Origin of the sequence: Pseudomonas sp. A1230 (genome assembly GCF_044218825.1) — a bacterium.
Lineage (GTDB): Bacteria > Pseudomonadota > Gammaproteobacteria > Pseudomonadales > Pseudomonadaceae > Aquipseudomonas > Aquipseudomonas iridis.
The window spans coordinates 3311775-3338478 of the sequence record NZ_CP162582.1 but is presented as its reverse complement, the minus strand read 5'-3'; the positions used below and the strand labels follow the sequence as shown (position 1 = coordinate 3338478).

24 protein-coding genes are annotated in these 26704 nt (G+C 60.3%); 20 read left to right on the top strand and 4 right to left on the bottom strand.

Annotated features, from left to right (window positions below):
• Positions 1–21 precede the first annotated feature (21 nt).
• Entirely contained in the window at positions 22–1020 is a 999-nt protein-coding gene (locus AB4P97_RS15650; RefSeq protein WP_115146217.1) for a LysR family transcriptional regulator, read from the top strand.
• 103 nt (positions 1021–1123) lie between these two features.
• On the opposite strand, the gene AB4P97_RS15645 is transcribed toward AB4P97_RS15650, so the two are convergent.
• Complete coding sequence (locus AB4P97_RS15645) at positions 1124–1531, bottom strand: PA2817 family protein (RefSeq protein ID WP_042560459.1); 408 nt, start codon at positions 1529–1531, stop codon at positions 1124–1126.
• Between the two features lie 88 nt (positions 1532–1619).
• The gene (locus tag AB4P97_RS15640; RefSeq protein WP_395601312.1) at positions 1620–4067 is read right to left on the bottom strand and encodes an acyl-CoA dehydrogenase; all 2448 of its coding nucleotides are present in this window, start codon (positions 4065–4067) and stop codon (positions 1620–1622) included.
• Between the two features lie 249 nt (positions 4068–4316).
• Between AB4P97_RS15640 and AB4P97_RS15635 the strand changes: the two genes are divergently transcribed.
• From AB4P97_RS15635 to AB4P97_RS15620, 4 genes are all read left to right on the top strand, one after another.
• A complete protein-coding gene (locus AB4P97_RS15635) occupies positions 4317–4976 on the top strand; it encodes a transglutaminase family protein (RefSeq protein WP_395601311.1) in 660 nt (219 codons plus the stop codon).
• A gap of 43 nt (positions 4977–5019) precedes the next feature.
• The gene (locus AB4P97_RS15630; protein ID WP_395601310.1) at positions 5020–5643 is read left to right on the top strand and encodes a glutathione S-transferase family protein; all 624 of its coding nucleotides are present in this window, start codon (positions 5020–5022) and stop codon (positions 5641–5643) included.
• 136 nt (positions 5644–5779) lie between these two features.
• Positions 5780–6712: an ABC transporter ATP-binding protein gene (locus tag AB4P97_RS15625; protein WP_042560455.1), complete on the top strand. Its 933-nt coding sequence runs from the start codon at positions 5780–5782 to the stop codon at positions 6710–6712.
• The gene (locus AB4P97_RS15620; protein ID WP_042560454.1) at positions 6709–7488 is read left to right on the top strand and encodes an ABC transporter permease; all 780 of its coding nucleotides are present in this window, start codon (positions 6709–6711) and stop codon (positions 7486–7488) included. Before AB4P97_RS15625 ends, AB4P97_RS15620 begins: the two co-directional genes overlap by 4 nt.
• Before the next feature lie 153 nt (positions 7489–7641).
• On the opposite strand, the gene AB4P97_RS15615 is transcribed toward AB4P97_RS15620, so the two are convergent.
• Complete coding sequence (locus tag AB4P97_RS15615; RefSeq protein ID WP_210622796.1) at positions 7642–8160, bottom strand: DUF2062 domain-containing protein; 519 nt, start codon at positions 8158–8160, stop codon at positions 7642–7644.
• Between the two features lie 136 nt (positions 8161–8296).
• On the opposite strand from AB4P97_RS15615, the gene AB4P97_RS15610 reads away from it, so the two are divergent.
• From AB4P97_RS15610 to AB4P97_RS15555, 12 genes are all read left to right on the top strand, one after another.
• On the top strand, positions 8297–10531 hold the full coding sequence (locus AB4P97_RS15610; protein WP_395601309.1) for a DNA internalization-related competence protein ComEC/Rec2: 2235 nt from the start codon (positions 8297–8299) through the stop codon (positions 10529–10531).
• Between the two features lie 101 nt (positions 10532–10632).
• Entirely contained in the window at positions 10633–11268 is a 636-nt protein-coding gene (locus tag AB4P97_RS15605; RefSeq protein ID WP_042560451.1) for a MotA/TolQ/ExbB proton channel family protein, read from the top strand.
• Entirely contained in the window at positions 11265–11693 is a 429-nt protein-coding gene (locus AB4P97_RS15600) for a biopolymer transporter ExbD (RefSeq protein WP_042560450.1), read from the top strand. Before AB4P97_RS15605 ends, AB4P97_RS15600 begins: the two co-directional genes overlap by 4 nt.
• The gene (lpxK, locus tag AB4P97_RS15595; protein WP_395601308.1) at positions 11693–12703 is read left to right on the top strand and encodes a tetraacyldisaccharide 4'-kinase; all 1011 of its coding nucleotides are present in this window, start codon (positions 11693–11695) and stop codon (positions 12701–12703) included. Before AB4P97_RS15600 ends, lpxK begins: the two co-directional genes overlap by 1 nt.
• Positions 12704–12725: 22 nt before the next feature.
• Positions 12726–12911, top strand: coding sequence for a Trm112 family protein (locus AB4P97_RS15590; protein WP_003174668.1), 186 nt, complete (start codon positions 12726–12728; stop codon positions 12909–12911).
• The gene (gene kdsB / locus AB4P97_RS15585; RefSeq protein ID WP_042560448.1) at positions 12908–13672 is read left to right on the top strand and encodes a 3-deoxy-manno-octulosonate cytidylyltransferase; all 765 of its coding nucleotides are present in this window, start codon (positions 12908–12910) and stop codon (positions 13670–13672) included. The genes AB4P97_RS15590 and kdsB overlap by 4 nt, the downstream gene beginning before the upstream one ends.
• A complete protein-coding gene (locus AB4P97_RS15580; protein ID WP_047302609.1) occupies positions 13672–14136 on the top strand; it encodes a low molecular weight protein-tyrosine-phosphatase in 465 nt (154 codons plus the stop codon). The genes kdsB and AB4P97_RS15580 overlap by 1 nt, the downstream gene beginning before the upstream one ends.
• The gene (murB, locus tag AB4P97_RS15575; RefSeq protein ID WP_395601307.1) at positions 14133–15152 is read left to right on the top strand and encodes a UDP-N-acetylmuramate dehydrogenase; all 1020 of its coding nucleotides are present in this window, start codon (positions 14133–14135) and stop codon (positions 15150–15152) included. The genes AB4P97_RS15580 and murB overlap by 4 nt, the downstream gene beginning before the upstream one ends.
• Positions 15153–15490: 338 nt before the next feature.
• Complete coding sequence (locus AB4P97_RS15570) at positions 15491–15961, top strand: (2Fe-2S)-binding protein (protein ID WP_096794874.1); 471 nt, start codon at positions 15491–15493, stop codon at positions 15959–15961.
• Positions 15958–18279 (top strand): molybdopterin cofactor-binding domain-containing protein, encoded by a 2322-nt coding sequence (locus tag AB4P97_RS15565; RefSeq protein ID WP_395601306.1) that lies wholly within the window; start codon positions 15958–15960, stop codon positions 18277–18279. The genes AB4P97_RS15570 and AB4P97_RS15565 overlap by 4 nt, the downstream gene beginning before the upstream one ends.
• Complete coding sequence (locus AB4P97_RS15560) at positions 18279–19259, top strand: XdhC family protein (protein ID WP_395598261.1); 981 nt, start codon at positions 18279–18281, stop codon at positions 19257–19259. Before AB4P97_RS15565 ends, AB4P97_RS15560 begins: the two co-directional genes overlap by 1 nt.
• A complete protein-coding gene (locus AB4P97_RS15555; RefSeq protein ID WP_395601305.1) occupies positions 19256–19846 on the top strand; it encodes a nucleotidyltransferase family protein in 591 nt (196 codons plus the stop codon). The genes AB4P97_RS15560 and AB4P97_RS15555 overlap by 4 nt, the downstream gene beginning before the upstream one ends.
• 207 nt (positions 19847–20053) lie before the next feature.
• Here AB4P97_RS15555 and rne read toward each other — a convergent pair whose 3' ends face one another.
• Positions 20054–23305, bottom strand: a complete 3252-nt coding sequence (gene rne, locus AB4P97_RS15550) for a ribonuclease E (RefSeq protein WP_395601304.1) — start codon at positions 23303–23305, stop codon at positions 20054–20056.
• A 698-nt stretch (positions 23306–24003) separates the two neighbouring features.
• On the opposite strand from rne, the gene rluC reads away from it, so the two are divergent.
• The 3 genes from rluC to sppA are packed head-to-tail and all read left to right on the top strand — an operon-like array spanning position 24004 to position 26626.
• Positions 24004–24963 (top strand): 23S rRNA pseudouridine(955/2504/2580) synthase RluC, encoded by a 960-nt coding sequence (gene rluC / locus AB4P97_RS15545; protein WP_047302596.1) that lies wholly within the window; start codon positions 24004–24006, stop codon positions 24961–24963.
• The gene (locus AB4P97_RS15540; protein ID WP_042560439.1) at positions 24950–25612 is read left to right on the top strand and encodes an HAD-IA family hydrolase; all 663 of its coding nucleotides are present in this window, start codon (positions 24950–24952) and stop codon (positions 25610–25612) included. The genes rluC and AB4P97_RS15540 overlap by 14 nt, the downstream gene beginning before the upstream one ends.
• A 24-nt stretch (positions 25613–25636) precedes the next feature.
• Complete coding sequence (gene sppA / locus AB4P97_RS15535) at positions 25637–26626, top strand: signal peptide peptidase SppA (RefSeq protein ID WP_210622805.1); 990 nt, start codon at positions 25637–25639, stop codon at positions 26624–26626.
• The last annotated feature ends 78 nt before the right edge of the window (positions 26627–26704 follow it).

The window sequence follows — 26704 nt, the reverse complement described above, 5'->3', positions numbered from 1 at the left end:
ACCTCAAAGGACTTGTGCGCTGTGAGCATCAATCTACCGCTACCACTGCTTGGCGAAATGGCGATTTTCGTCAAGGTGGTGGAGACCGGCAGCTTTTCTGAGGCGGCGCGCCAGCTCGGCTCTTCTCCATCGGCGGTCAGTCGCAGCATTTCTCGGCTGGAAAAGGCTTTGGCTACGCGGCTGTTACAGCGCACCACGCGTAAGCTGCGGCTGAGTGACGGCGGGGAAGAGGTGTTCAAGCGTTGTCAGGAGATGGTCAGCGCCGCCAAGTCGGTGATGGAGATCAGCGGCCAGTTCACCCATGAGGCCGAGGGCCTGATACGCGTCAGTGTGCCGAAGGCGGTGGGGCGTTTCGTGATTCATCCGCACATGCCCGAGTTTCTGCGGCGTTACCCCAAGGTCGATGTCGAGTTGTTGCTGGAAGACCGGCAGGTCGACTTGATTGACGATCATGTCGATCTGGCGATCCGCATCACGGATCGGCCACCGGCCGGGCTGGTTGGGCGGCAACTGCTGACCATTGATCATTTGCTGTGTGCTTCCCCGCAATATCTGGCCGAGCACGGTACGCCGACGCATCCCCACGATTTGCTCAATCACAGCTGCATTTATCTGGGCGAAACCCCAAGCGATGCGCGCTGGAAATTCAAGAAGGGCACCAAAGCAGTAACGGTGGGGGTGCGCGGGCGCTATGCCGCCAATCACACCGGCGTGCGCTTGGGGGCGGTGTTGCAGCACATCGGTATAGGCAGCCTGCCGTATTTCACCGCGCGCTATGCGCTGGAGCAGAAGTTGGTGGTGCAGGTGCTGCCAGACTGGACGTTCCTGGCTTCGTACCACGGGGGGCTGTGGTTACTGCATTCGCCAACGCGCTACCTGCCGCCAAAGTTGCGGGTGTTTATCGACTATCTGGTGGCGTGTCTGGAGAAAGAGCCGACGTTGAGTAAGCCGGGGAAATCGGGTGACGTTATCAACGCAGCGATGGCGTATGAGCTACCGGAAAGCGAGGGGTTGTTGTAGCGCAAAAGCAAAAGATCGCAGCCTTCGGCAGCTCCTACAGGAGAGTACGTTCCCATGTAGGAGCTGCCGAAGGCTGCGATCTTTTGATCTTCAGCAGATAAAATCAGTGCTTGCTGTCCTGAGCGGACATCGCCAACAGCTGTTTTTCCTGATTCCAGTCGAACGGCTCATCGTTCTGTTCAGCCTCGAAGCGACGCTCTTCCAGAGCCTGATACATGTCGATCTCTTCATCAGACAGGTAGTGCAGGCAATCGCCGGCAAAGAACCACAGCAGATCCCGTGGAATCAGGTGGGCAATCTGCGGATAGCGGCTGATCACTTGAGTCAGGATGTCCTGGCCCAGGTATTGGCTTTCGATCGGTTCGATTGGCAGTGAAGCGAGCAATTCGTCGAAGCGCTCCAGGAACAAGGCATGGCTTTCTTCGGGAACCTGTTCGGCCTCACCTACGGCGACCAGAATACTGCGCAGATGGTCGAGTAACACAAGATGATCGGCAACGACGTTGGACACGAGATAAGTCCTCAAGAGCAAAACGGGCGCAGGAGTATAAAGCTCCTGCGCCCTTTTTTCACGGCTAACGGTTAGGCGGTAGCGCCGATCAGCGCACTTTGCCCTCTGTCAGCAGCAGTTCTTCTTTGTCGAAGTCATCGACATCGATCACCTTGCGCCGTGCTGCTTCGGCATCGCGCAGGCTCTGCGCTTCAAGCGGTTGCAACACACCTGCTTCCAGGGCCGCATCAATGGCGTGCTCGCCCGCCACCGGTTTGACCTGGCCGCTTTTCAACGAAGTGTGCAGTTTTTTGTGCAGTGGCTGCGCGGCATTCAGCAGATCGCTGGCGTGTTGCAGCGCACCGACAGCATCGTCCGCCGATTGCGGGCGATAGCAGCCGGCAAGCAGTTCTTCCAGCGCCGGATCACCTTTGGCGCGGCCGATGACACCTGCCACTTCGGCACCGAGTTTGTCCGACGGGCCTTTATGACGACGACCGAACGGGAACACGATCACGCGCAACAGGCATCCGAAGACCTTGTTCGGGAAGTTGCTGAGCAGTTCATCCAGCGCCCGTTCCGACTGACCAAGGCTTTCTTCCATGGCCCACCTGAACAACGGCTCCATGTAGGCCGGCGAATCCAGATCGTGATAACGCTTGAGCGAGGCCGACGCCAGATACAGATTGCTCAATACATCACCCAGGCGTGCCGACAGGCGTTCGCGACGTTTCAGTTCGCCGCCCAGCAGCATCATGCTGAAGTCGGCGAGCATGGCGAACGCCGCCGCCTGACGATTGAGTGCGCGGAAGTAACCCTGACTGATCTTGTCGCCCGGTGCTTTTTCGAAATGACCGAAGCCGAGGTTCAGCACCAGCGTACTGGCGGCGTTGCCCACGGCGAAGCCGATGTGTTTGAGCAGCAGGCCATCGAACTCTTTCAGTGCCTGGTCCTTGTCCTCGCGACCGGCCAGGGCCATTTCCTTGAGCACGAATGGATGGCAGCGAATCGCACCCTGGCCGAAGATCATCAGGTTGCGCGAGAGAATGTTCGCGCCTTCCACGGTGATGAAAATCGGTGCACCGTTCCAGCTGCGTCCCAGGTAATTGTTCGGGCCCATGATGATCGCCTTGCCGCCGTGTACATCCATGGCGTGGCTGATGCATTCGCGACCGCGTTCGGTGAGGTGATACTTGAGGATCGCTGACAGCACCGAAGGTTTTTCGCCCAGATCCACAGCGTTGGCGGTGAGCATCCGCGCGGCGTCCATCATCCACGCGTTACCGCCGATGCGTGCCAGCGCTTCCTGAATACCTTCGAATGCCGACAGCGGCACGTTGAATTGCTCGCGAATCTGCGCGTACTGGCCGGTCACCAGGCTGGTGAACTTGGCCGCGCCGGTGCCCACTGCAGGCAACGAAATCGAGCGCCCGACCGATAGGCAGTTCATCAGCATCATCCAGCCTTTGCCAAGCATTTCCTGACCGCCGATCAGGAAGTCCAGCGGGATGAACACGTCTTTGCCCGAGTTCGGCCCGTTCATGAACGCGGCCCCCAGTGGCAAGTGCCGACGGCCGATCTCCACGCCGGCTGTATCGGTCGGAATCAGCGCAAGGCTGATACCGAGGTCGGTCTTGTCGCCCAGCAGGTGATCCGGGTCATAGGCCTTGAACGCGAGGCCGAGCAGGGTGGCCACCGGGCCGAGGGTGATGTAGCGCTTCTCCCAGTTCAGGCGCAGGCCGAGAACTTCCTCGCCTTCCCATTGGCCTTTGCAGATGATCCCGGTGTCGGGCATCGCGCCGGCGTCGGAACCGGCCAGTGGTCCGGTGAGGGCGAAGCACGGGATATCGTCGCCTCGGGCCAGCCGTGGCAGATAGTGATTACGTTGTTCGTCGGTGCCGTAATGCAGCAGCAGTTCGGCCGGGCCGAGGGAGTTGGGCACCATCACGGTGGAAGCGAGGTCGCCGCTGCGCGTGGCGAGCTTCATTGCCACTTGGGAGTGGGCATAGGCCGAGAAGCCTTTGCCGCCGAATTCCTTGGGAATGATCAGGGCGAAGAAGCCGTGCTCCTTGATGTGCGTCCAGGCTTCTGGCGGCAGGTCCATCGACTGACCGATCTGCCAGTCCGTGACCATTGCGCAGAGTTCTTCGGTCGGGCCATCAATGAACGCCTGTTCTTCTTCGCTCAATTGAACCTTGGGATAAGCCAGCAGTTTGTCCCAGTCCGGACGACCACTGAACAGCTCGCCATCCCACCACACTGTGCCGGCATCGATCGCGTCGCGTTCGGTCTGGGACATCGGCGGCAGGGTTTTCTGGAACCAGTTGAACAGCGGCGCACTGAAATGTTTACGGCGCAGGTCGGGCAGCAGCAAGGGGGCCGCGACTACCGCCAGGACGACCCAGAGCACCAGCAGCAGCAAGCCTGGCGCGTGGCTGAAAATCCCCATGGCCACCAGATAAACAGCAACGATGCCCAGCGCGGGCAGCGGGGCGACGCGCCGGTGGGCGAGGTACGCCACACCAATGATCAAAACCAGTATCCACAACAACAGCATATTCAGTCCTCCGTGAACCAAGGCAAATCGACCCTCCACAGCTTAGACGGCATCTGCGAAACCGGGTGGTCAGAGCATGGTGATTGAAATCGTGGGAAACCCCGGATGGTTTTCGTAGGTTCGGTGGGCAACACGTGTGGGAAATCGTTCGCTTATCCCGCGCCTTTGCGTCCAAGTTTGGCCGAAACGTCGTTATCTCTGTGCTTTGGCTATCGCTAGACTCGGCTCTCACCCAGGAGATCTGTCGTCATGCGCGAGTATCTGAATCCCGGCCGCTTCATCGATAGTGACCACCCGGCGGTGATGGAGTTCGCCGAATTGCATCGTGGTGTCAGCCGCGATCCGCTAGCGCAGGCGATCAGCCTTTATTACGCCGTGCGCGAGGCAGTGCGTTACAACCCGTACACCTTCAGCCGTGACCCGCAAACCTTGTGCGGCAGCTATGCGCTGGCGACGGGGGAGAGTTACTGCGTGCCCAAAGCCACGCTGCTTGCCGCCTGCGCGCGCCATTGCGGTATTCCTGCGCGCATCGGCCTGGCGGATGTCAGAAATCACCTGTCGACCCCGCGATTGCTTGAACTGCTGAAAAGCGATGTGTTCGCCATGCACGGCTACACGGAACTGTTGCTAGACGGTCGCTGGGTCAAGGCGACTCCAGCGTTCAACCAGCAGCTCTGCGAGATGTTCAACGTCGCACCGCTGGAATTCGATGGCATCAATGACAGTGTTTTCCACCCGTTCAACCGTGACGGTGCGCAGTTGATGGAGTATCTGGTCGATCACGGCCAGTTCACCGATGTGCCGGAAACCTTCTTCTTCGAACACCTGGAAAAATGCTATCCGCACCTGTTCGGTGATCACTTGCCGCCACTGTTGGGCGACATGCAGAGTGATGTCAGGAGAGTCTGATCCGGCGTATGCTGCCTGCCCACTCAAGTGCAAAGAGGCGGTCATGCTGAAGATCTGGGGACGGAAAAACTCATCGAATGTCAGAAAGCCGCTTTGGGCCGCCGAGGAATTGGGCCTGGATTACGAGGCGCTTGATGCCGGTGGCGCATTCGGCGTGGTCGACACGCCTGAGTACCGGGCGATGAACCCGAACGTTCGGGTGCCGGTGATCGAAGATGACGGTTTCGTGCTGTGGGAATCGAACGTCGTCGTCCGCTATCTGTTGGCCAAGCATGCGCCGGCCAGCAACTGGTACCCGGCAGATCCGCAAGCGCGCGCGATTGCCGACAAGTGGATGGACTGGGCCACCGCGAGTTTTGCCGGCCCTTTCCGCACCGTGTTCTGGGGCGTGTTGCGTACTCCGGCGGACCAGCAGGATTGGCCGGCCATCCGCGCCGCGATCAAGGAGTGCACCGAGTTGCTGGCCATGGCCGATCAGGCCCTTGCCGACAAACCCTACTTGTCCGGTGACGAAATCGGCATGGGCGATATCCCGCTCGGCAGTTTCATTTATGCCTGGTTCGAGATGCCCATCGAGCGCGCGCCGCAACCGCATCTGCAAGCCTGGTACGAGCGCCTGAAGCAGCGTCCGGCGTACCGCAAAGCAGTTATGACCGCGTTGACTTAATACCTACTATCGACACGCTTGACTGTACTTGTGCGGCGGCGGCACGCACCATTGCGCTCTTGCGCCGCGGTTGAATTCGCCGTCGCGCGCCCTTATTCAGTTCTTTCTTCCCTTCACCATGGTGCGTAAATCAGATATGAGTTCCGCTCTGTCCATCCGGCAGCTAACCAAAACCTACGGCAACGGGTTCCAGGCCTTGAGTGGTATCGATCTGGACGTCGCCGAAGGTGACTTTTTCGCCTTGCTCGGCCCCAACGGCGCCGGCAAATCCACGACCATCGGCATTCTCTCGACTCTGGTGAACAAGACCAGCGGCACGGTGAATATCTTCGGTCATGACCTGGACAAGAACCCTGCGCAGCTCAAGCGCTCGATTGGCGTGGTGCCCCAGGAATTCAACTTCAACCAGTTCGAAAAGACCTTCGACATCGTCGTGACCCAGGCCGGTTACTACGGCATTCCAGCGAAGATCGCCAAGGAACGCGCCGAGCAGTACCTGACCCAGCTCGGTCTGTGGGACAAACGCGATGTGCCGTCGCGTTCGCTGTCCGGCGGCATGAAGCGGCGGCTGATGATTGCCCGCGCGCTGGTGCATGAGCCGCGTCTGCTGATCCTCGACGAACCGACTGCCGGCGTCGACATCGAGCTGCGCCGTTCGATGTGGACGTTCCTCACCGAACTTAATCAGAAAGGCATCACCATCATCCTCACCACGCACTATCTGGAAGAGGCTGAGCAACTGTGCCGCAACATCGGCATCATCGACCACGGCACCATTGTCGAGAACACCAGCATGCGTCAGCTGCTCGGTCAGTTGCATGTGGAAACCTTTCTGCTCGACCTGAAAGGTGATCTGGCTGCCGCACCGCAACTGGTCGGCTATCCGGCGCGTCTGGTGGATGCGCGCACGCTGGAAGTCCAGGTCGACAAATCGATGGGCATTACCGCGCTGTTCGGCCAATTGGCGTTGCAGAACATCGAAGTCCTGAGCCTGCGTAACAAAACCAATCGCCTTGAGGAGCTATTCGTGTCCCTGGTGGAGAAAAATCTGTCGAAGGTGGCGGTATGAGTTCCGAGTTCCGTCCCAACCTCGTCGCTCTCCAGACCATCGTTTACCGCGAGGTCAAACGCTTCACGCGGATCTGGCCGCAGACGCTGCTGCCGCCGGCGATCACCATGGTTTTGTACTTCGTGATCTTCGGCAACCTGATCGGTCGGCAGATCGGCGAGATGGGCGGCTTCACTTACATGGAGTACATCGTGCCGGGGCTGATCATGATGTCGGTGATCACCAATTCCTATGGCAACGTGGTCTCGAGCTTCTTCGGCAGCAAATTCCAGCGCTCGATTGAAGAACTGATGGTCTCGCCGGTATCACCGCACACGATTCTGATCGGCTACACCTGCGGTGGCGTGCTGCGCGGTTTGATGGTCGGGGTGATCGTGACCATCCTGTCGCTGTTCTTTACTGATTTGCAGGTGCATCACCTGGGCGTGACCATTCTGGTGGTGGTGCTGACAGCGACGATTTTCTCGCTGCTGGGCTTCATCAACGCCGTGTTTGCACGCAACTTCGATGATATTTCGATTATCCCGACCTTCGTGCTGACACCCCTGACGTATCTGGGTGGCGTGTTCTACTCGATCACTCTGCTGCCGCCATTCTGGCAGACCGTGTCGATGGCGAACCCGGTGTTGCACATGGTCAATGCGTTCCGTTACGGCATTCTCGGTGTGTCGGATATCCGCATCGGCATCGCGATCACGTTCATGCTGGTGGCGACGGTGGTGTTGTATATCGGCTGTGCGCGGTTGCTGGTGAGTGGGCGCGGGATGCGTACGTAATGCCCGTGTAGGAGCTGCCGAAGGCTGCGATCTTTTGATCTGGTTTTTAAAGGCAAGATCAAAAGATCGCAGCCTTCGGCAGCTCCTACAGTGGGATTGTTGTCAGTTCAGGCAACACAAAAAACGGCCTCCATTGCGGAGGCCGTTTTGCATTCACGACATGCGTTTTTTCTTGCGCCGCGCCCATTGCCGGGACACCCACCAGCGCCAGTACATCATCACGCCGAAATAGGCGATGACGCCAAGCACCAGCCCGACCACTATCGAGCCCAGCAAAAACGGTTGCCAGAGCGTCGACAGTTCACCGCTGATCCATTCCCAGGTCAGCTCATCCGGCAAGTGCCGCGCCGGCACGTCCATCAACCAGGCGCCGGCCTGATAGGTGCAGAAAAACACCGCCGGCATGGTGATCGGATTGGTCAGCCACACCAGGCTGACGGCAATCGGCATGTTGCCCCGAACCACGACTGCCAGTGCCGCGGCGACCAGCATCTGAGCGGGAATCGGCAGGAAAGCGGCGAACAGCCCAACCGCCATTCCTCGGGCCACCGAGTGGCGATTGAGGTGCCAGAGGTTTGGGTCATGCAGCAACTTGCCGAGAAAGCGTAAGGATTTGTGTTCCCTGATGCTCGTCGGGTCGGGCATGTAACGTTTGAATAAGCGCCGGGGCATAAGGCTTCTCGGTCGGTTAAGGCGGCAAGTATGTCTGGATTCCATGAACGGCCCATTCAGACTTTGTGACAATTGTTGACGGCGGTCGTGCCAAATACCCGCTATGCCTAAGTTCGGGACTCTCAAGGACGGGCTTATGCGCACAGGGATGATGGCGCTGGCAGTCGGTTTGCTTGCTCCGATATTTATGCCGGCCTTACCGCCGGTCTGGTTGATGGTGTTGCTGGCGGTCGTGGCTTTGATGTTGCTGCCGTTTCGCAGCTATCCATTGGCTTTTCTGCTTTTTGGTTTCACCTGGGCTTGCGTCAGCGCGCATTGGGCGTTGCAGGATCGCTTGCCGGTGGCGCTGGATGGCGAGACCCGTTGGCTCGAAGGGCGCGTGGTCGGGTTGCCACAAAACAGCGACGGCGTGGTTCGTTTCGAATTGGCGGACGCCCATTCGCGCCACGGCAAACTGCCGTCACTGATGCGCCTGGCCTGGTACGCCGGGCCGCCGGTCAACAGCGGCGAGCGCTGGCGCCTGGCGGTCAAGCTAAAGCGCCCGGGCGGTTTACTCAATCCGGACGCCTTTGATTACGAAGCCTGGCTACTCGCCCAACGCATTGGTGCAACGGGCACGGTCAAGGAGGGTCAGCGCCTTGGCGAGGCGCGATGGGCGTGGCGCGACAGCATTCGTCAGCGCTTGCTGGCGGTCGACGCGCAGGGCCGGGGAGGGGCGCTGGCGGCGCTGGTGCTGGGCGATGGCTCGGGCCTGAGTCGCGAGGATTGGCAAAGTCTGCAAGACACCGGCACCGTGCATCTGCTGGTGATTTCCGGCCAGCACATCGGCATGCTGGCGGCGGTGATGTACTTGCTGGTCGCCGGGCTGGCCCGATATGGTCTGTGGCCGCTGCGTTGGCCGTGGCTGCCTTGGGCCTGTGGTCTGGCCTTCGCCGCGGCACTGGGTTACGGCTTGCTCGCCGGATTTGATGTGCCGGTGCAAAGGGCCTGCGTGATGGTCGGGCTGGTGCTGTTGTGGCGCCTGCGCTTTCGGCATCTCGGCGCCTGGTGGCCACTGTTGCTGGCGTTTAATGGCGTGCTGTTGCTGGATCCGCTGGCCAGTCTGCGCCCCGGTTTCTGGTTGTCCTTCGCGGCGGTGGCGGTGCTGATCTTCACCTTTGGCGGGCGCCTTGGGGCATGGCGCTGGTGGCAGACCTGGACGCGGGCGCAATGGTTGATCGCGATCGGCCTCTGCCCGGTGTTGTTGGCGCTGAATCTGCCGATCAGCCTCAGTGGGCCGTTGGCGAATTTGCTGGCGGTGCCTTGGGTCAGTCTGGTGGTGCTGCCCCCGGCATTGCTTGGGACTCTGTTGTTGCCAGTGCCGTATGTCGGCGAAGGGCTGTTGTGGCTGGCGGGTGGTTTGATCGACTGGCTGTTCCGCGGCCTAGCGCTGATCGCCGGGCAGTGGCCGGCGTGGATTGCGCCGTCGCTTCCCGGTTGGGCGTTGGCTATCGGCAGTCTCGGTGCGGCGCTGTTGCTGTTGCCGCGAGGGGTACCGCTGCGTCCCTTGGGCTGGCCATTGGTGTTGATTCTGGTCATGCCACCCCGGGAGCGGCTGGACGCCGGACTGGCCGATGTCTGGCAACTCGATGTCGGCCAGGGCCTGGCGATTCTGATCCGTACTCGTCATCACGCGCTGCTCTACGATGCCGGGCCGCGGTTCCGCGATTTCGATCTTGGCGAACGTGTTGTCTTGCCGGCCCTGCGCAAATTGAATGTCGAGACACTGGACCTGATGCTGCTCAGCCATGCCGACGCCGATCATGCCGGTGGTGCTTTGGCCGTTGCGCGCCGTTTGCAGGTGAAGCAAGTCATCAGCGGCGATCCGCCGGGGCTGCCAGCCGAACTGAACGCGCACGCGTGTGAAAGTGGCCGGCAATGGCAGTGGGACGGTGTCAGTTTTCAACTCTGGCAATGGGCGGACGCTCAGGACAGCAATCAGCGCTCCTGCGTGTTGCAGATCGAGGCCAATGGTGAGCGCCTGCTGCTGACCGGCGATATTGATAAACACGCCGAGCGAGTCTTGCTGCAAGGCCCTCTGAACGTGCCTACTCAATGGTTGCAAGCCCCGCACCACGGCAGCCGCAGTTCATCATCGATGGCATTGCTCAAAGCGTTGAAACCCGACGCCGTCTTGATATCCCGTGGTCAGGGCAACTCGTTCGGTCATCCGCATCCGACCGTCGTTGCGCGTTATCGCCAGCAAGGGCTGCGTATTTACGACAGCGCCGAGCACGGTGCCATTCATCTGCAACTTGGGGCGTTCAAACCACCGTGGACAATGCGCCAGTACCTGCGTTTCTGGCGTGAACCGCCGCTGTCCTCCCATTGAGCGAGGCAAGCGTGGAGGCGACATCACGGTCGTCGGAGCGGCGGATCTTAATCTTTACCCTATATGGTAAAGTGGCGCACTTTTTCGAGGGGACTGTCACTGTGTGGGAATTGGTCAAATCCGGCGGCTGGATGATGCTGCCGATCATTCTGAGTTCCATCGCGGCCATGGCGATTGTCGCCGAGCGCCTGTGGACCCTGCGCGCCAGTCGCGTCACCCCCGAGCACTTGTTGGGCCAGGTCTGGGTCTGGATCAAGGACAAGCAGCTCAATAAAGAAAAACTCAAGGAGTTGCGCGCCAATTCGCCGCTGGGGGAAATCCTCGCCGCAGGCCTGGCCAACTCCAAGCATGGTCGCGAGATCATGAAAGAGTGCATCGAAGAGGCCGCCGCCCGGGTCATTCACGAGCTCGAGCGCTACATCAATGCACTCGGCACCATCGCCGCCATGGCGCCGTTGCTGGGTTTGCTCGGCACCGTGCTCGGCATGATCGACATTTTCAGCGCGTTCACCGGTTCCGGCATGACCACCAACGCCTCGGTTCTGGCCGGTGGTATCTCCAAAGCGCTGATCACCACGGCTGCGGGCCTGATGGTCGGTATTCCGGCGGTGTTCTTCCACCGTTTCCTGCAACGCCGCATCGATGAACTGGTGGTGGGCATGGAGCAGGAAGCGATCAAACTGGTTGAAGTGGTGCAGGGCGACCGTGACGTCGACCTGGCTGAGGGCCGCGCGTGAAATTCCGTCGCAAGCCCCGGGAAACCGTAGACATCAACCTCGCGTCGCTGATCGACGTGGTGTTCATCCTCCTGCTGTTTTTCGTCGTGACCACCACATTTACTCGCGAAACCCAATTGCGCGTGGATCTGCCGGAAGCGGTCAGCGGCTCGCCGGCCGAAGATCAGCAACTCAAGCAACTGGATGTCGCCATTAGCGCCGAGGGCGTGTTTTCGGTGAATAACAAGATTTTGCCGAAAAACGATCTGGCCACGCTGATGGAAGCCATGCAGAAAGAATCCAACGGCGATACCAGCATGCCGTTGTCGATCAGTGCCGATGGCAAGGCTCAGCATCAATCAGTGATCACCGCCATGGACGCGGCCGGCAAGCTCGGTTTCAGCCATCTGCGCATGACCACGGTCGAGGCGGCGCCTAAATCCTGATGAGCCTGTCCGATCGTTTGCTCGCCGCGTGGTATCAGGGGCACCCGGCCCTGACGCTGTTGCGGCCGCTGGAAATGCTCTATCGGCGCGTCGTCATCGGCAAGCGCCAGCGTTTTCTCGACGGTGAAGGCGAAATCTATCAGCCGCCGGTGCCATTGATCGTGGTTGGCAACATCACGGTCGGCGGCACCGGCAAGACGCCGATGATTCTCTGGTTGATCGAGCATTGCCGGCGCAGGGGGTTGCGCGTCGGCGTGGTCAGTCGTGGTTACGGCGCCAAACCACCGCAGTTGCCCTGGCGAGTCGAGGCCGATCAAAGCGCCGACATTGCTGGCGACGAACCATTGCTGATCGTGCAACGCACGGGCGTGCCGCTGATGATCGACCCCAATCGCAGCGCCGCCGTCAAAGCCTTGTGCGCCAGTGAACCGCTGGATCTGATCCTATCCGACGATGGCATGCAGCACTACCGACTGGCGCGGGATCTGGAGCTGGTGCTGATCGACGCCGCCCGTGGCCTGGGCAATAAGCGCTGCTTGCCGGCAGGTCCTTTGCGCGAGCCGATCGAACGTCTGCAAAGCGTTGACGGCGTGCTGTTCAACGGTGCCACCGAGGACCGCGACGACGGTTTCGCTTTCCGCCTGCAACCCACCGCGCTGATCAATCTGCGCAATGGCGAACGCAAGCCGCTTGATCATTTTCCGGCCGGGCAGGCGCTGCATGCGGTGGCCGGGATCGGTAATCCGCAACGTTTCTTCAATACCCTCGAAGCGCTAGACTGGCGGCCAGTCCCCCATGCGTTTGCCGATCACGCCGAGTACAGCGTGCAGGCCTTGAATTTCACACCGTCATTGCCGTTGGTGATGACTGAAAAGGACGCGGTGAAGTGCCGTGCCTTCGCGGCTGCCGACTGGTGGTATCTGGCGGTCGATGCCGTGCCGTCGCCGGCCTTCGTGGCCTGGTTCGACACACAGCTGATACGCCTGTTGCCGGATCGTCTTTTGCCTTAACTCTTTTATCCAGGGAATGTTCATGGACACCAAATTGCTCGACATCCTCGCGTGCCCTATCTGCAAAGGCCCGCTCAAGCTCAGCGCCGACAAGACCGAACTGATCAGCAAGGGCGCCGGCCTGGCGTACCCGATCCGTGACGGCATCCCGGTCATGCTCGAAAGTGAAGCCCGCACCCTGACCACCGATGAGCGTCTGGATAAATGACCACTGCCTTCACCGTTGTCATCCCGTCGCGTTACGCTTCGACACGGCTGCCGGGTAAACCGCTGCTGGACATTGCCGGCAAGCCGATGATCCAGCACGTCTGGGAACAGGCGAGCAAAAGCAGCGCCACTCGTGTGGTAGTGGCAACCGACGATGCGCGCATCGTCGAGGCTTGCAAAAGCTTCGGCGCCGAAGTGGTACTGACCCGTGAAGATCACAACTCCGGCACCGATCGTCTCGCCGAAGTCGCGGCGAAACTGGGCCTTGAGCCTGACGCAATCGTGGTCAATGTGCAGGGCGACGAGCCGCTGATTCCGCCAAGCGTGATCGATCAGGTCGCCGCCAACCTCGCGGCCCACACCGAAGCGCGCATGGCCACGCTGGCCGAGCCGATCGAAGATGTGGAAACCCTGTTCAACCCGAACGTGGTCAAGGTCGTCAGCGACCTCAATGGTCTGGCGCTGACCTTCAGCCGTGCAACCTTGCCGTGGGCGCGCGATGCGTTTGCCAAGAGCCGTGAGCAATTGCCTGATGGCGTACCGTATCGTCGCCACATCGGCATTTATGCCTACCGCGCCGGATTTCTTCAGGACTTCGTCAGTTGGGGCCCGTGCTGGCTTGAAAACACTGAATCGCTGGAGCAACTGCGTGCCCTGTGGCACGGCGTGCGGATTCATGTCGCCGACGCGCTGATCGCGCCGCCGACCGGTGTCGACACCGTCGAAGACCTTGAGCGCGTTCGTCGCCTGCTGGAGGCTTGATGCGGGTTTTGTTTGTGTGCCTGGGCAACATTTGCCGTTCGCCCACGGCCGAAGGGGTGTTGCGCCACAAACTGCGTCAAGCGGGGCTGGCCGATCAGGTGGAAGTGGCCTCCGCCGGCACCGGTGACTGGCACGTTGGCAACGCGCCTGACAAGCGTAGCCAGGCGGCGGCCAAGGTGCGCGGTTATGATTTGTCGGCGCAACGCGCGCAGCAAGTCAGCCGTGCCGATTTCGCCACTTACGATTTGATCCTGGCCATGGACAACAGCAACCTGCGAAACCTCAAGGCGCTGCAACCGTCCACTGGCAAGGCCGAGCTGGATCTGTTCCTGCGTCGTTATGCCGGTGTCGTCGATGAAGTGCCTGATCCGTATTACGACGGCGACCAGGGTTTCGAGCAGGTGCTGGATCTGATCGAAGCGGCCTGTGACCAACTGCTGATCGAAGTAAAGGGCCGGTTATGAGTCTGCTGGTGCAACCCCGGGTTTCCCTGAAACCGTTCAACAGTTTTGGCGTGGACGTTCACGCGCAGCTGTTCGCCGAAGCCCACTGCGACGCCGATGTCCGCGAAGCGCTGGCGTATGCCGAGTCTCACGATGTGCCTCTGCTGGTAATCGGTGGTGGCAGCAACTTGCTGCTGACCGCTGACATTGCGGCGCTGGTGCTGCGCATGGCCACGCGCGGTATCCGCGTGATCAGCGATGACGGCAGTCGCGTGGTGATCGAAGCCGAAGCGGGCGAGCCGTGGCATCCCTTTGTGCAGCACACTTTGGCGCAGGGATTATCCGGGCTGGAAAATCTCAGCCTGATCCCCGGCACCGTTGGCGCTGCGCCGATGCAAAACATCGGTGCCTACGGCGTCGAGATCAAGGATGTGTTCGCCGGGCTCACCGCGCTGGATCGCCACACTGGCGAACTGCGCGATTTCAGCCTCGAAGAATGCAACTTTGCCTATCGTGACAGCGTGTTCAAGCAGCAACCGGGGCGTTGGCTGATTCTGCGGGTGCGTTTTACGCTCGACCGCGCCGCGCATCTGCATCTGGAATACGGCCCGGTGCGTCAGCGCCTGACCGAGCAGGGTATCGAGCAACCGACGCCCACTGACGTCAGCCGCGCAATCTGCAGCATCCGCAGCGAAAAGCTGCCGGATCCCGCAGTGCTCGGCAATGCCGGCAGCTTTTTCAAGAATCCGTTGGTGCCGGCAGCGCTGGTGGCGCAGATCAAGAAGCAGCATCCGGATCTGGTGGCCTACGCCCAACCGGACGGGCAGATGAAACTCGCCGCCGGTTGGCTGATCGAACGTGCCGGCTGGAAAGGTTTCCGTGAGGCCGATGCCGGCGTGCATAAGTTGCAGGCGCTGGTGCTGGTCAACTACGGCGCGGCGACCGGCCTGCAGTTGCTCGACTTGGCGCAGCGTATCCAGAAAGACATTAGCAAACGTTTCAATGTCGAACTGGAAATGGAGCCCAATCGGTATTGAGGCAGCTACAAGCTATAAGCTTCAAGCGGCAAGCTACACTGCGTCATGAGTGCCAAACCGCTTTTTCTTGCAGCTTGTAGCTTATAGCTCGCAACTTTGCAGCATGTAGTTAAAAGCTCGTTACTGAAAGCCCTGTCTCAGCAGGGCTTTTTTGTTAATCCTGGGTTAACTTAGCGAGCTAACGATACCGTTCATTTGCTCCACCAAAGGCCCGGTGCAGACCTTTCCGTCAGCACAAGAGAGCCCATTAGCCTGAGTCGATCTGCGCGAACCCACCGCTGACTTTCCGGCGGCAGATTGCTCGACCCCATAACCTCCAAAAATATGCGGGCGTGCCCATGATTACCCTGAAACTCAATGGCCAAGACCATTCACTCGATGTCACCGAAGACATGCCGCTGTTGTGGGCGATTCGTGATGTCGCCGGTTACAACGGCACCAAATTCGGTTGCGGCATGGGCCTTTGCGGCGCTTGCACCATTCATATCGATGGTTTGCCGGCGCGCAGTTGCATCACGCCGATCGGCTCGGTAGTCGGCCAGAACGTCACTACTATCGACAACCTGCACGCCGACCCTGTCGGGCAAGTCGTCCAGCAAGCCTGGCTCGACAGCGCCGTGGCCCAGTGCGGTTTTTGTCAGGGCGGGCAGATCATGTCGGCCACCGCTTTGCTCAAGACCAATCCCGACCCGAGCGACGAGCAGATCGAAGAAGCCATGGTCGGCAACATTTGCCGCTGCGGCACCTATAACCGGATCAAAACCGCGATCCGCCAGGCTTCCACCCACCTGAAGGAGGCCAAGGCATGAGTCGCCTGCCGAATGATTTCGCCCTGAGCAATCTCAGTCGCCGTGGCTTCCTTAAAGGCGCAACCGCCACCGGTGCATTGGTGCTGGCGGCGAGTTGGGGTTGGCAGGATGCGTTGGCTGAAGATAAGCCGAAGCAGTTCGGTGCCGATGGCATGCCCAACGGCTGGATCGACGATCCGAAGGTCTACGTCAGCATCGCCACCGACGGCACGGTGACTGTTGTGTGTAACCGGTCCGAGATGGGCCAGGGCGTGCGCACCAGTCTGACCATGGTTGTCGCCGACGAACTGGAAGCTGATTGGGCGCACGTCAAAGTGCAGCAGGCGCCTGGCGATGAAGTGCGTTTCGGCAATCAGGACACCGACGGTTCGCGCAGCATGCGTCACTGGTACGAGCCGATGCGCCGTTGCGGCGCGGCAGCCCGTACGATGCTTGAGCAAGCGGCGGCAGCGCAATGGAAGGTGCCGGTGGGCGAATGCCATGCGCAATTGCACAAAGTCATTCACAAGCCGTCCGGGCGTGAGCTGGGTTATGGCGAGCTCGCCGCTGCAGCCAGTGCGTTGGCGGTACCGGCGCGCGACAGTCTGCGCCTCAAGCAGCCGTCGGAATTTCGCTATATCGGCAAGGAAGGCACCAAAGCCATCGACGGTGACGACATCGTCAAAGGCCGCGCGGTATACGGCGCCGACGTGCATTTCGACGGCATGCTGTACGCGACCATCGCCCGTCCGGCGGTGTACGGCGGCAAGGTCAAATCGCTGGATGACAGCGCGGCGCTGAAAGTGCCCGGCGTGATAAAAGTCATTCAAATCGAAGGCCGCCCATTGCCTTCGGAGTTTCAACCGTTGGGCGGGGTGGCCGTGGTTGCCAGCAACACCTGGGCGGCAATCAAGGGTCGCGAGGCGCTGAAGATCGAATGGGACGATGGCCCGAACGCCAGTTACGACTCGATCGCTTATCGCAAGGAACTGGAAGCCGCGTCGCTGAAGCCCGGCAAAGTGGTGCGCAACACCGGCGATATCGACAAGGCGCTGAGCAGTGCTGCCAGCAGCCTGGAAGCTTCTTATTATTTGCCGCATCTGGCGCAGGCACCGATGGAGCCGATGGTGGCCATCGCCCGTTTCAACAACGGCGTTTGCGAGGCATGGGCGCCGAGCCAGGCACCGCAGGTGACGCGTGAACGCATCGCTGAGCGCCTGGGGGTGCCATTCGATAACGTCACAGTCAATGTGACGCTGCTGGGTGGCGGTTTCGGGCGCAAGTCGAAACCGGACTTCGTCATTGAAGCGGCGATCCTCGCCAAGGAGTTTCCTGGCAAGGCCGTGCGGGTGCAGTGGACGCGCGAGGACGACGTGCACAACTCGTATTTCCATACCGTGTCCGCCGAATACCTGAAGGCGGGCGTGGGCAAGGACGGCATTCCGTCCGGCTGGTTGCATCGCACCGTGGCGCCGAGCATCACCGCGCTGTTTGCGCCGGGCATGAACCACGAAGCCGCGTTCGAACTGGGCATGGGCTTCACCAACATGGCCTACGCCATTCCCAATGTGCGTCTGGAAAACCCGGAAGCGAGGGTACACACACGGGTCGGCTGGTATCGCTCGGTGTCGAACATTCCTCATGGTTTCGCGATCCAGAGTTTCGTCGATGAACTGGCGCACAAGGCCGGTGTGGATCCGCTCAAATATCAGATCAAGCTGCTTGGCCCGGACCGGCAGATCGATCCTCGTACCTTGAGCGAAGAGTGGAACTACGGCGAATCCCCTGAGCGTTATCCGATCGATACCGGTCGTATGCGCGCCGTGCTGGAAACCGCGGCCAAGGCAGCCGGTTGGGGTCGTCAACTGCCAAAGGGTCGTGGCCTGGGGCTGGCGGTGCATTACAGCTTCGTCACTTACGTGGCGGCGGTGATTGAAGTCGAGGTCAAGGACGATGGCACGCTGATCGTGCACAAGGCCGACATCGCCGTGGATTGCGGGCCGCAGATCAATCCTGAACGTATTCGCTCGCAGTTCGAGGGCGCTTGCGTGATGGGCCTGGGCAACGCCGTGCTGGGTGAAATCAGCTTCAAGGACGGCAAGGTTCAGCAGGACAATTTCCATATGTACGAAGTGGCGCGCATGTCGCTGGCGCCGAAGGAAGTTGCCGTGCACCTGGTCACGCCACCGGGCGATGTGCCGTTGGGCGGCGTCGGTGAGCCGGGCGTACCGCCGATTGCGCCGGCACTGTGCAATGCGATCTTCGCCGCTACCGGCAAACGCATCCGCAACCTGCCTGTGCGTTATCAGTTGCAGGGCTGGCAGAAGGCAGAGGCCTGATGGACAGCGTCGATCTGAATGTCCTGCGCAGCGTGCTCGAATGGCGCCGCGCCGGCCAGCGGGTGGTGCTGTTCAGCGTGGTGCAGACCTGGGGCACGGCGCCGCGGTCGCCCGGCGCCATGCTCGCCTTGCGTGAGGATGGCGTGGTAATTGGCTCGGTGTCCGGCGGCTGCGTCGAGGATGACTTGATCGCCCGGCTGCACGACGGGCGCATTGCCACCGACGGGCCACCGGTGCAACTGATCACCTATGGCGTTACGCGTGAAGAGGCGGCGCGGTTCGGCTTGCCGTGTGGCGGCACGTTGCGCCTGACAGAAGAGCGGGTCGGCGACCCCGCGTGGGTCGCCGAACTGCTTGCGCGATGTGAAGCCCACGAGATCGTTGCCCGTGAGCTGAACATTGAAACGGGTGAAGTGGTGTTGACGCCCGCGAGCAAATCCGACGCGCTGGAGTTCGATGGCAAAACCCTGCGCGCGATTTACGGCCCGCGCTGGCGTCTGCTGTTGATCGGCGCCGGTCAGTTGTCGCGGTATGTGGCGGACATGGCGCGACTGCTGGATTTCGAGGTGCTGATCTGCGATCCGCGCACCGAGTTCGTCTACGGCTGGGAAGAACAGCATGGTCGTTTCGTTCCGGGTATGCCGGATGATGCGGTGCTGAACATCCAGACCGACGAGCGCACGGCGATTGTCGCGCTGACCCACGATCCGCGGCTGGACGACATGGCGTTGCTCACTGCGCTCGATTCGCCGGCCTTTTATGTCGGCGCACTGGGTTCGCGGGTCAACAGTCAGAAACGCCGGGAGAATCTCGCTCAGCTAGGTTTGTCAGTCGACGCGATCAAGCGTTTGCATGGGCCGATCGGTCTGCACATCGGCAGTCACTCGCCGGCGGAAATTGCCTTGTCCTTGCTCGCGGAGATCGTGGCGATCAAGAACGGGGTCGAGTTGAAACAGAAGAAGCCAGTGGAGGGCGCATGAGCCATTCCATCGCAGTGATCGTGTTGGCAGCAGGCGAGGGCAGCCGCTTTCGCCAGGTGGCGGGCGCGGACAAGGACAAGTTGCTGGCCGATTGCACCGGTCGCGATGGCGCCGTGCGTTCGGTGATCGAGCACGTGCTGGTGAACCTGCCGGCCAGTCTCGACAAGCGCGTGCTGGTGACGACTGAAGCGCGACCGCAGGCGATGCGCATGGCGCAGGCTTATGGCTGTGAAGTGGTCTCGATCGAGTCGACCGGCATGGGCGACAGCATTGCCGCAGGCGTGGCGGCGTGTCCGGATGTTGATGGCTGGCTGATCGTGCTGGGAGATATGCCGTTTATCTTGCCGTCGAGTATCGAGCGGGTGACGGCGGCGATGGTGGACGATGCGGTGAGTGTGCCGGTGCAGGATGGCGAGTTTGGGCATCCTGTGGGGTTTGGACGTTCGTTTGGCTCGGGGTTGCTGGCGTTGAGCGGTGATCGCGGAGCCAGGCCTTTGTTCAAGCAGGGAAGGGTGGTGGAAGTGTTGGTAGATGATCCAGGGGTGTTGTGGGATATCGACGTTCCTGAAGCTCTGGTATTTAAGTAACAGCAAAGTCAAAAGATCGCAGCCTTCGGCAGCTCCTACAGGGGGATCGCATCCCTGATATTGATCGTACCCACGCTCCACCTGGGAACGATCATGTAAATGCGATCCCCTGTAGGAGCTGCCGAAGGCTGCGATCTTTGATCTTCCAAACCGCATAAAAAAGCCCCGCCTGATTGCTCAGGCGGGGCTTTTTAGTGGCTTACGGAATCAGACGAGTGGTTTAGGCTCGTGTTCTTTTTCCTGGGCCTCTTCGTGTTGCTGTGCCGCGTCCTGAACGGAGCGTGGCGCTTCAGCGATTACCGATTCAACGGTAGCTTCTTCGGCAGTCGGGGCAGGAGCTGCCTCAACCACTTCCGCAACCACTGGCTCGGCAACAACCGGAGCAGAAGCTGCTGCCAGCTCGGCTTCCTTCGCCAGACGCTCTTCTTCACGCTTGCGACGACGCACTTCACGCGGGTCGTTCGGCGCGCGGCCGCTTGGCGTCAGCGCGCTGACCGGTGCAGTTTCAACCACTGGGGCTGGTGCTTCGGCAACCACTGGAGCCTCGACGACTGGCGCTTCAACGATTGGCGCTGGAGCCGGTTCGGCAACCTTGGCTTCTTCAACCACTGGCGCTTCGTATGCAGGCGCTGGTGTTTCAGCGGCGGCAGGCTCAGCTACCCAGTTGAATGCAGTCTGCTCTTCGCGAACTTCACGCACGGTTTCGGTCACGGTTTCAGCGACGGTTTCGACAACCGGCTCTGCAGCGACGACTGGCGCCTCGACGACTCGTGCAGGTTCGGCGGCAGGTTCAGCAAAAGCTTCAAACTGAGCCTGGGTTTCGCGAACCGGTGCTACTTCAACTTCCGGAGCTGCTGTCACTTCCACTGGAGTGGTGGCTTCAACAACCGGTGCTTCTACTGGAGCAGTTTCCAGAGTAGCGGCGGTGGCACGTTCGGCTTGCTCGTGAGCTTGTGCTTCAGCCGGAGCGCTGATCACGCTGCTGGCAACGGCGGTAGTCACGGCCAAGCCAGCGGCCAGATCGGCAGTGCTTGGGCCTTCAGCGTTTTCGTCGGACTCGGACTCTTCCGAACCTTCGATCACGTTGCCATTGGCATCACGCTGACGCTCACGACGGTTGCTGCGACGACGCTGACCGCGGGAGCGACGACGTGGGCGATCGCCTTCGGCGCTCTCCGAACCGTCTTCCGGCAGTTGCTCTTCGTTGCTGATGACTTCTTCTTCATCGGCAACGGCAGCAGCGGCCTGCTCGGCGCGCGGTTGACGTTCTTCACGCGGTGGACGCGGTGCGCGCTCTTCACGTGGCTGGCGGGCCGGACGCTCTTCAGCGGTCACGGCAGCGGCTGCGGCTACAGCTGGAGCGGCATCCAGTGGCTCGCGCAGTTCACGAACACGTTCTTCACGCTCGCCACGTGGCTTGCGATCTTCACGTGGAGCGCGTGGTGCACGCTCTTCACGCGGGGCGCGTGGTGCGCGTTCTTCGCGGGCGGCTGGCGCTTCGGTGCGGGCTTCACGAGGCTCGCGAACTTCACGGGCTTCACGAGGCTGACGCTCTTCACGCGGCTCACGTGGGGCGCGCTCTTCACGCGGTGCACGCTCTTCGCGCGGCTTGCGTTCTTCATCGCGGCGACCGTTACGGTTGCGGCTCTGCTGACGACCGTTGCGACGCTCTTCGTTACGGGCCGGGCGTTCGGTGGCCGGTTTTTCAACCACCACCGGAGCGGCTGGCTCTTCCTTGGTAGCGAACAGGCTGACCAGCGACTTCACCAGACCTTTGAACAGGCTTGGTTCTGGTATGGCAGCTGGAGCAGGCGCTGGTGCGGCAGGTGCTGCAACTTCGGTCGGAACCGGAGCGTTGGCGCGAGCCGGAGCAGTCTTGACCGCGGCTTCCTGGCGAACCAGGGTGCGGGTCGCAGCGGCTGGCTGGACTTCTTCGACTTCGGCAGCGGCCGCAGCGATTTCGTAGCTGGACTGGTTGGTCGCGGCTTCCGGGCTGTCATCACGCAGACGCTGAACTTCGAAGTGCGGGGTTTCGAGGTGATCGTTCGGCAGAATGATGATGCGGGCACGGGTGCGCAGTTCGATCTTGGTGATCGAGTTGCGTTTTTCGTTGAGCAGGAACGCAGCAACCGGGATCGGCACCTGGGCGCGGACTTCGGCGGTGCGGTCTTTCAGTGCTTCTTCTTCGATCAGGCGCAGGATCGCCAGCGACAGCGATTCAACGTCGCGGATGATGCCGGTGCCGTTGCAACGCGGGCAAACGATGCCGCTGCTTTCGCCCAGTGATGGACGCAGGCGCTGACGGGACATTTCCAGCAGGCCGAAGCGCGAGATACGGCCGATCTGCACGCGAGCGCGGTCGGCTTCCAGGCATTCGCGGACTTTCTCTTCCACGGCGCGCTGGTTCTTGGCAGGGGTCATGTCGATGAAGTCGATGACGATCAGGCCGCCGATGTCGCGCAGGCGCAACTGACGGGCGATTTCTTCAGCCGCTTCAAGGTTGGTCTGCAGGGCGGTTTCTTCGATGTCGCTGCCTTTGGTGGCGCGGGCCGAGTTGATGTCGATGGACACCAGGGCTTCGGTCGGATCGATAACGATGGAGCCGCCGGAAGGCAGTTCGACGACGCGCTGGAAAGCGGTCTCGATCTGGCTTTCGATCTGGAAGCGGTTGAACAGCGGAACGCTGTCTTCGTACAGCTTGATCTTGCTGGCGTACTGCGGCATCACCTGGCGGATGAAGGTCAGGGCTTCGTCCTGGGCTTCAACGCTGTCGATCAGCACTTCGCCGATGTCCTGGCGCAAGTAATCGCGGATAGCGCGGATGATCACGTTGCTTTCCTGATAGATCAGGAATGGCGCGGCGCGATCCAGCGAGGCTTCTTTGATGGCGGTCCAGAGTTGCAGCAGGTAATCGAGGTCCCACTGCATTTCTTCGCTGCTGCGGCCAAGGCCGGCAGTGCGCACGATCAGACCCATGTCGGCTGGAGCAACCAGACCGTTCAGCGCTTCACGCAGTTCGTTGCGCTCTTCGCCTTCGATGCGACGGGAGATACCGCCAGCACGCGGGTTGTTCGGCATCAGTACGAGGTAACGACCGGCCAGGCTGATGAAGGTGGTCAGGGCTGCGCCCTTGTTGCCACGTTCTTCTTTCTCGACCTGAACGATGACTTCCTGGCCTTCGCTCAGGACGTCCTTGATGTTGACGCGGCCTTCAGGGGCTTTCTTGAAGTATTCGCGGGAGATTTCTTTGAGGGGCAGGAAGCCGTGGCGCTCAGAGCCGAAGTCGACAAAGGCAGCCTCAAGGCTTGGTTCGATGCGAGTGATCTTGCCTTTATAGATATTGGCTTTTTTCTGCTCGCGTGCACCGGATTCGATGTCCAGGTCGTAGAGGCGTTGACCATCTACCAGTGCAACACGCAACTCTTCGGGTTGAGTTGCGTTAATCAGCATTCTTTTCATGTAGTACCGTCGGTTTCCGGGCTGCCGGAAACGGCGTTCGGCACACACGACTTCTCACGGTCGGTGTCAGGTGCGTCGGGAGTGGTTGGCCATTCCCGTGTCTAGCGATTGCGACCAATTGGGCCGAGACCGCGACGTACGCGTCCTGCTTGCTGTGGCTACTTAAGCACTCAGTCAGGAGGAGGAATCAACCAGCGGCTGTGGACGAGATGAAGCGTCTTGATAAAGCCTAATGCTACACAGTCCAGCGGTTGTGCATCTCCACCCTACACGTATCCCTGATAATTCGGGTGCTGCCGCGCGCAGAATCCGCAACGGGTTGGCATTTACCGTGAGCTCCGAAAGGGGAGGTCACGCATCATGGCTAATTTAGGCGTTGTTTCCGAAGCCTTCGCTCGGGGTCATTCACAGCTGACTGCACTTTGTGAACTGGCCTTGAATGTTTGCCTGCCAGGCGAGTAAAAACTCTGCTCGGCGGTGTGATTCAGGCCTTATGTCACCTGCGCTTGTTACAACTGCAAACTCCACCGTTACGTAGCGAAAGCCCCGTAGGACGGCCTCGCGTCCTGGTGAATTGCGTTGGTCAGGGCCGGTTTTTGACCGTGGTGCCGCTGTCCAGGCCGCTTTTGGCGGCGTTCGCGACTATAGCAGCAATGATTAAGTGCTTCAAATCCATAAAAATTGTTATCATCCGCGCCATGACAACTACTGCCCCTTCGACTCCAGGCGTTCAACTGCTTGAAGTCTCGCCGGAGTATGCCGGCCAACGAATCGACAATTTTCTCCTCGCCCGGCTCAAAGGTGTGCCCAAGACTTTGATTTACCGCATTTTGCGCAAAGGCGAAGTGCGTGTGAACAAAGGTCGGATCAAGCCCGAATACAAGCTGCAGGCCGGTGATATCGTGCGCGTGCCGCCCGTTCGCGTGCCTGAGCGTGACGAACCCGTGCCTCTGGCCCAGGGCCTGTTGCAGCGCCTGGAAGCCTCGATTGTCTTCGAAGACAAAGCCCTGATCGTGATCAACAAGCCTGCGGGCATTGCGGTTCACGGTGGCAGCGGCTTGAACTTCGGTGTGATCGAAGCCTTTCGTCAGTTGCGTCCGGATACCAAAGAGCTGGAGCTGGTTCACCGTCTCGACCGCGACACTTCCGGCCTGCTGATGATTGCCAAGAAGCGCAGCATGCTCCGTCATTTGCACGAGCAGTTACGCGGCGATGGCATCGACAAGCGCTACATGGCGCTGGTGCGCGGCAACTGGGCGACCTCGATCAAGAAAGTCAGCGCACCATTGCTCAAGAGCAACTTGCGTTCCGGCGAGCGCATGGTTGAAGTCAATGAAGAAGGCAAAGAAGCCCTGACCCTGTTCAAGGTGCTGCGCCGCTTTGGCGACTTCGCGACCATGGTCGAAGCCAAGCCTGTGACCGGTCGCACCCACCAGATTCGCGTTCACACCCTGCATGCCGGGCATTGCATTGCTGGCGACAGCAAGTATGGCGACGAGGGTTTCACCAAGGAAATTCGCGATCTGGGCGGCAAGCGCCTGTTCCTGCATGCTTACATGCTGACCGTGCCGCTGCCGGATGGCGACAAGCTGACCTTGCAGGCGCCGGTCGATGAAATGTGGGCCAAGACCGTGGAGCGATTGAGTGCGCCCATCTGATTACAAACTGCTGATTTTCGATTGGGACGGCACGCTGGCCGATTCCATTCATCGGATCGTCGAGGCCATGCATTCGGCGTCCAGGCGCTCCGGTTTCCAATTGCGTGACGATTTTGCCGTCAAAGGCATCATCGGTCTTGGCTTGCCCGAGGCGATCCGCACCTTGTATCCCGAAATCAGCGACGCCGAAATGACCTTGTTTCGTGAGTATTACGCTGATCACTACATTGCGGCAGAGGCTGTGCCTTCGCCGCTGTTTGAGGGGGTCGTCGAATCAATGGCGTCCTTTCGTGAGCAGGGTTATCACCTCGCTGTTGCGACCGGCAAGAATCGGCGCGGACTGGATCGGGTGCTCAAGGCCAATGGCTGGGAAGAGTATTTCGACATTACCCGCGCGGCCGATGAAACTGCGAGCAAGCCGCACCCTCTGATGCTGGAGCAGATACTTGCTCATTGCGGTGTGCGTGCCGAACAGGCGCTGATGGTCGGGGATTCGTCCTTCGATCTGCTGATGGCGCGTAACGCGGGGATGGATTCGGTGGCTGTCAGTTATGGCGCGCAATCGATCGAATCGTTGCAACAGTTCGAGCCGCGTCTGTCGATAGACCGTTTTTCCGAATTGCATGCCTGGCTGGCACAGCAGGCTTAATACGTTTTTGCTGGGGTGGATGGCATGACCGACGAATGGAAAGCACCGGCCAAGGCAAGTGCCGACGACGGTGACGAGAAGAGCTGGAAGCTGCTGGAAAAGACCCTTCTGGCGGGTGTGCAGGAACAGCGTCGTTCGCGGCGTTGGGGGATTTTCTTCAAGCTGCTGACATTTGTTTACCTGTTTGTCGCGCTGATTCTCTTCACGCCGCTGATGGACATGGAAAAAAGCGCCACTCGCAGCACCAACTACACCGCGCTGATCGACGTCACTGGCGTGATCGCCGACAAAGAGCCGGCCAGTGCCGACAACATTGTCGGCAGCCTGCGCGCTGCGTTCGAGGACAAGAAGGTCAAGGGTGTCATCCTGCGGATCAACAGTCCGGGCGGTAGTCCTGTGCAGTCCGGTTATGTGTATGACGAGATCAAGCGTCTGCGTGGCTTGCACCCCGAGATCAAGCTGTATGCGGTGATTTCCGATCTCGGCGCGTCTGGTGCGTATTACATCGCCAGTGCTGCGGATCAGATCTATGCCGACAAGGCGAGTCTGGTGGGCTCCATTGGTGTAACGGCGGCCGGTTACGGCTTTGTCGGCACCATGGAGAAGCTGGGAGTCGAGCGTCGCACGTACACGTCTGGCGAGCACAAATCGTTCCTTGATCCGTTCCAGCCGCAGAAGCCTGAAGAAACGGCGTTCTGGCAAAGTGTGCTGGACACCACGCACAAGCAGTTCATCAACAGCGTCAAGCAGGGTCGTGGCGATCGCCTGAAGGACAAAGAGCATCCGGAGCTGTTCTCCGGGCTGGTCTGGTCTGGCGAGCAGGCGCTGCCGCTGGGCTTGATCGATGGTCTGGGCAGTGCCAGTTCGGTGGCGCGTGATGTGGTCGGCGAGAAAGAGTTGGTGGACTTCACCGTCCAGGAATCGCCGTTTGACCGCTTCTCGAAGAAACTTGGCGCCAGTGTGGCCGAGCAGTTGGCGATGTGGATGGGCTTCCACGGGCCATCGTTGCGTTAATTGGTTGTAGCGATCAAAAGATCGCAGTCTGCGGCAGCGCCTGCAGGTTCGATGTTCATTCGCATTATTTGCGATGAC